General features: G+C 63.0%; 5 protein-coding genes. 2 read left to right on the forward strand and 3 right to left on the reverse strand.

What is annotated here, in order from left to right; genetic code table 11:
- The coding region (locus AC5DC2_RS19035) for a sodium-translocating pyrophosphatase (protein WP_491699608.1) at nt 1-1,947 on the reverse strand (1,947 nt) is incomplete at its 3' end.
- Between the two features lie 445 nt (nt 1,948-2,392).
- Between AC5DC2_RS19035 and AC5DC2_RS19040 the strand changes: the two genes are divergently transcribed.
- Nucleotides 2,393-3,034: a TetR/AcrR family transcriptional regulator gene (locus AC5DC2_RS19040; protein WP_491699609.1), complete on the forward strand. Its 642-nt coding sequence runs from the start codon at nt 2,393-2,395 to the stop codon at nt 3,032-3,034.
- A 10-nt stretch (nt 3,035-3,044) separates the two neighbouring features.
- On the forward strand, nt 3,045-3,896 hold the full coding sequence (locus tag AC5DC2_RS19045; RefSeq protein WP_491699610.1) for a DUF6920 family protein: 852 nt from the start codon (nt 3,045-3,047) through the stop codon (nt 3,894-3,896).
- 46 nt (nt 3,897-3,942) lie between these two features.
- Here the strand turns inward: AC5DC2_RS19045 and nusB are convergent, their stop codons facing one another.
- Together nusB and nrdR are read right to left on the reverse strand one after the other, a co-directional pair.
- Nucleotides 3,943-4,407, reverse strand: coding sequence for a transcription antitermination factor NusB (gene nusB, locus AC5DC2_RS19050; RefSeq protein WP_491699611.1), 465 nt, complete (start codon nt 4,405-4,407; stop codon nt 3,943-3,945).
- A 150-nt stretch (nt 4,408-4,557) separates the two neighbouring features.
- Nucleotides 4,558-5,040: a transcriptional regulator NrdR gene (nrdR, locus tag AC5DC2_RS19055; protein ID WP_024709601.1), complete on the reverse strand. Its 483-nt coding sequence runs from the start codon at nt 5,038-5,040 to the stop codon at nt 4,558-4,560.
- Between the last annotated feature and the right edge of the window lie 29 nt (nt 5,041-5,069).

Consider the following 5,069-nt stretch of genomic DNA (forward strand, 5'->3'; position numbering starts at 1 on the left):
CTTGGCATTGTCCCAGGCGCCACCGCCGGACGTCATCGAGATGGCGACGAACAGGCCGTTGACGATCACGCCGAGAAGCGAGGCGCCGAGCGCCGCGAACGCCGAGGCTTTCGAGCCCGACATCAGCCAGACGCCGAAGAAGACCACGAGCGGGGCAAGGACCGGCAGCAGCGAGGGGATGATCATCTCGCGGATCGCGGCCTTGGTCAGCATGTCGACGGCGCGGCCGTAATCCGGCTTTTCCGTTCCGCTCATGATGCCGGGCTTTTCCCTGAACTGACGACGCACTTCGGCAACGACGGCACTCGCCGCGCGACCGACCGCCGTCATCGCGATGCCGCCGAAGAGATAGGGGATCAGTCCGCCGAAGATCAGGCCCGCCACCACATAAGGGTTCGACAGCGAGAACGAGATGTCGCCCATATTGGCGTAGAAGGGATAGGTGTCCCCGTTTGCCGCAAAATAGGCGAGGTCGTTCGAATAGGCGGCGAACAGCACCAGCGCCCCGAGACCAGCCGAACCGATGGCATAGCCCTTGGTGACGGCCTTGGTGGTGTTGCCGACAGCATCGAGCGCATCGGTGGATTTACGAACCTCCGGATCGAGGCCGGCCATTTCGGCGATCCCGCCCGCATTGTCGGTCACCGGCCCGAAGGCGTCGAGCGCCACGATCATGCCGGCAATGCCAAGCATGGCGGTGACCGCGATCCCCGTGCCGAACAGGCCGGCAAGCTGGTAGGTCGAGATGATGCCGCCGCAGATGACGATCGCGGGAAGCGCGGTAGCCTCAAGCGAGACGGCAAGCCCCTGGATGACGTTGGTTCCGTGGCCGGAGACCGAGGCCTGGGCGATCGAAACCACCGGGCGCTTGCCGGTTCCGGTATAATATTCGGTGATGACGACAATCAGCGCCGTGACGATCAGGCCGACAATGCCGCAGATGAACAGGGCCCAGCCGGTGATGTTGCGCCCGGCGACCTCGCCGATGGAGCCGAAGCCGACGGTGAGCCAGGTGGCGATGCCGAGGCCGACGATCGACAGCAGGCCGGTGACGATCAGGCCGCGATAGAGCGCGCCCATGATCGAGCCGTTGGCGCCGAGCTTGACGAAGAAGGTGCCGACAATCGACGTCAGGATGCAGACCCCGCAGATGGCGAGCGGCAGCAGCATGACGTCGCCGAGAATAGCCGTTCCACCGAAGAAAATGGCGCCGAGCACCATGGTCGCGACCACCGAGACCGCATAGGTCTCAAAGAGGTCCGCTGCCATGCCGGCGCAGTCGCCGACATTGTCTCCGACATTGTCCGCGATCGTCGCCGGGTTGCGCGGGTCGTCTTCGGGAATGCCCGCTTCAACCTTGCCGACGAGATCGCCGCCGACATCGGCGCCCTTGGTGAAGATGCCGCCGCCGAGGCGGGCGAAGACCGAAATCAGCGACGCGCCGAAGCCGAGTGCGACAAGCGCGTCGATAACTTCGCGCTCATCCGGCGCATGGCCGAGCCCCACGGTGAGGATGTAATAATAAACGGATACGCCGAGAAGGGCGAGACCGGCAACCAGCATGCCCGTGATCGCGCCGGATTTGAAGGCGATGTCGAGCCCGGCCGGCAGGCTGTAGGAGGCCGCCTGTGCGGTGCGCACATTGGCGCGCACCGAAACATGCATGCCGATGAAGCCCGCGGCTCCCGACAAGACCGCCCCGATGACGAAGCCGATGGCGGCGGTCAAGGACAGCAGCAGCCAGGCCAGAACGAAGACGACGACGCCAACGATCGCGATCGTCGTGTACTGGCGCGTCAGATAGGCCTGCGCCCCCTCCCGGATAAAGCCCGCGATTTCCTTCATGCGCGGGGTTCCCTGATCGGCGACCATGACCGAACGCGTCGCCCAAAGGGCGTACACGATCGACAACAGGCCGCAGACAATCACGGCAAGCAATATCATCATTTCTCGCTTTCCTTCCCTCACCGGCATGCACCGGAAAACGGCCCTGGCCGCCCGGCTCCGCCGAACTTGTTCACCGGCCACTCCCGACCGTCCGCGCGAACAAAAGTCGCGAGAGCGCCAGAAGCCGCACCGTTCAATCCGCAAAACGCCTCATTCCCCTCCACGCCCTGCGGGCAGCCACGAGAGTGCTGCGGAGCGGGCGAAGCGTCAAGTGCTTCGTTCCGACAATAGGAGAGCGGAATGCGGCAAAGCTTTGCGCTATCGCAAAGGCGGAAGCGAAAATGAAACGATTTAACCCGCCCTTCGGTTAGGAAATTCGCTTGAGGTCAGCCCTTTCGCCGAGTTCGGACGCGCCGTACGGCAAAATTCAGGTGGAACGCCGTTGCATAATTAATTTAATGATATTAAATTAATCTCATTAAATTAACTGCAGGAGAAGATGGCCATGGCGCGGCCCCGCAAGGAACAGCAGATCGAAATCGAGAAGGCGGCCGTCGCCGCGACCATCGATCTTTTGGCGAAATCGGCGGCCGAAGACATCTCGCTCGCCCGGATCGCGAAGGAAATCGGCTGCAGCGCGCCGGCGCTCTACACGCATTTTGCCAGCAAGAACGCGCTCCTGAAGGCCGTGCACGACGCGGGATTCGTGATGATGCTCGACCAGAAGCTCGCGACGGCAGCGCGCCACCGCAGCGACCCGATCGCCCGGTTATGGGAGGGTGGCCTGGCCTATCTGCAGTTCGCCTTTGAAAACCCGAACCTTTACCGTCTGATGTTCGATCCGCCGAAGGAAGTCGGTCTTTCCGGCAGTCCTTTTGAGAGCGATGTCGGCGCGCGCTGCCTCGGCGTTCTGGTCCAGGCCGTAAGGGCCTGCCAGGCGGCCGGTTATCTGCCGGAGGCCGAGGCCGGAAAGACAGCCTTCCTGCTTTGGTCGACCGTCCACGGCGCGGCAATGCTCACCCTTCTGGATCGCGCACCGGTTCTTGCCGACGAAGATTCCCGCGACGCCGCAATCTCGGCTGTCGATTCACTCATGCGTTTCCTGATTTCCACCGGCCCTCAAACACCCCCGGCCGCCAACGCCTAGGAGAAGAAAAGTGTTCACGCGTATCCTGAAATATTCCGCAGCTGGACTCGCCGTCCTCGTCGCCGCGCTGATCGCCTGGATCGGGATTTCACATGTCGTCACCGCGCGCGAGGTCGCCGGCCATGCGCAGAGCGTTCGGGCAATCGCCGCCAAAGCCCGTTTTCCCCAGCCATCCGATGCGCAGATGCAAGCCCTCCCCGCGCCGGTGAAACGCTATTTCGACTTTGCCATAAAGGATGTCGATCCGACCCTGACAGTCGTTTCCGTGGCCGAGGAAGGGATGTTTCGCAGGCCACTGACGGAGGGGTTTGGGCCGACACAGGCAGAGCAGACGATTTCGCTGTCGAGCCCGGCCCTGCTTTTCACGGCGACCACCCCTATCGCTCCGGGGATAGACGCGCGCGTCTACGACTTCTTTGCCGACGGCGAGATGGAAATGCGCGCGAAACTCGCCTCGACACTGACCGTCGTCGACGAAAAGGCCTCTCCGGAACTCAACCGGATCTCGCTGAGGCGCTGGCTCCTGGAAAGCCCGCTCTTTCCCGTGGCCTTGCTGCCCGGAGGGCCGGTGCGCTGGGAGCCCATCGATGAAAACAGCGCGCTCGCAACGGTTTCCGGCTTCGGACTTGAGGCAAGCATGATTGCCAAATTCCGCGAGGATGGCAGCCTCGCAAGCTTCGATGCCACCGAGGACGGCGATCTGACCACGCCCTATCACGGCTCAGGCGAACATTCGGAACGCGGCGACTACCGCCTTGTCGCTGGCATGATGATCCCCCACACATTCCTCATCGCCCGTGCCGGCGATGGGCGGCTCGAGCCATTCTGGAAAGGCCGCGTAACCGCAATCAGCTTCGAATGACCGAGGCGACATAGCCTGCGAAAGGGCCTGAGTGTCGGTAGCGCGCTCAGGCCTTTTTTTCAGCCCGCTCCCGCCGGGCGATCCTGTCGAGCACGGCGTTGACGAGCTTGCCCTCGTCGCCCTCGAAGAAGGCAGTGGCGATCTCGACATATTCGGTGACGATGACGGCGGTCGGGACATCCGGCTTTTTCACGATCTCGAAGACGCCGGCGCGCAGTATGGCGCGCAGCGTCGAATCAAGTCGCGACAGCGTCCAGCCTTCCGAAATCGCATCCGCGATCTTCGGATCGAGCGACTTCTGGTCCTTGACGACGCCGGTGACGATCGCGCGGAACCAGGCCGGATCGGCCTTCAGGTAAACGTCGCCGTCGATTTCCTTGCCCAGACGATAGACCTCGTACTCGGCGAGCACATCGGCAAGCGCCGTGCCGGCGAGATCCATCTGGTAAAGCGCCTGAACGGCGGCAAGGCGGGCGGCGCCCCGCTGGTTTGCAGTCTTCTCGGTCGTCATGGGTCTCCTCGCATTCCGAAGGGATGCGGTCAGTGCTTGCGGCAGCGGCCTCGCGCCGGGTCATCATTACGAGCGGCTAAACCATGCCTGCCGAAGACTTGCAAGTGTTTTGCCGGTTGAATGCGCCGGCGAGAGCAGAATTGCGCCCGCTCAGATCTCGCTGGTCTCGGTATCGCGCGCGAGCTTGGCCGAGAACTCGGCGATGATCTCCTCGAAATCTTCCGTGGTCGAGAAGTCGCGATAGACCGAGGCGAAGCGCACGAAGGCAACGTCATCGAGGTTCTTCAGCGCCTCGAGCACCAGAAGCCCGATTTCCTCGGACTGGATTTCGGGTTCGCCGGCACTTTCCAGCCGACGGACGATGCCGGACACGGCGCGTTCGATGCGCTCGCGCTCGACCGGCCGCTTCCTCAGCGCGATCTCGAAGGAACGCACCAGCTTGTCGCGGTCGAAGGGCACCTTGCGGCCGTTCTTCTTGATGACGACGAGTTCGCGCAGTTGCACGCGTTCGAAGGTTGTGAAGCGCCCGCCGCAATCGGGGCAGACGCGCCTGCGGCGGATGGACGTATTGTCCTCCGCCGGGCGCGAATCCTTGACCTGGGTATCAGGCGAATTGCAGAACGGGCAGCGCATCAGCCCATATAGCCATACATCGGGAAGCG

The sequence above is a fragment of the Martelella sp. genome (genome assembly GCF_984369615.1).

What these genes read in the sequence shown, in the direction of transcription:
- AC5DC2_RS19040 (WP_491699609.1), top strand. Translation starts at nt 2,393, where the DNA reads ATGGCGCGGCCCCGCAAGGAACAGCAGATCGAAATCGAGAAGGCGGCC.
- nusB (WP_491699611.1), bottom strand. Translation starts at nt 4,407, where the DNA reads ATGACGACCGAGAAGACTGCAAACCAGCGGGGCGCCGCCCGCCTTGCC.
- nrdR (WP_024709601.1), bottom strand. Translation starts at nt 5,040, where the DNA reads ATGCGCTGCCCGTTCTGCAATTCGCCTGATACCCAGGTCAAGGATTCG.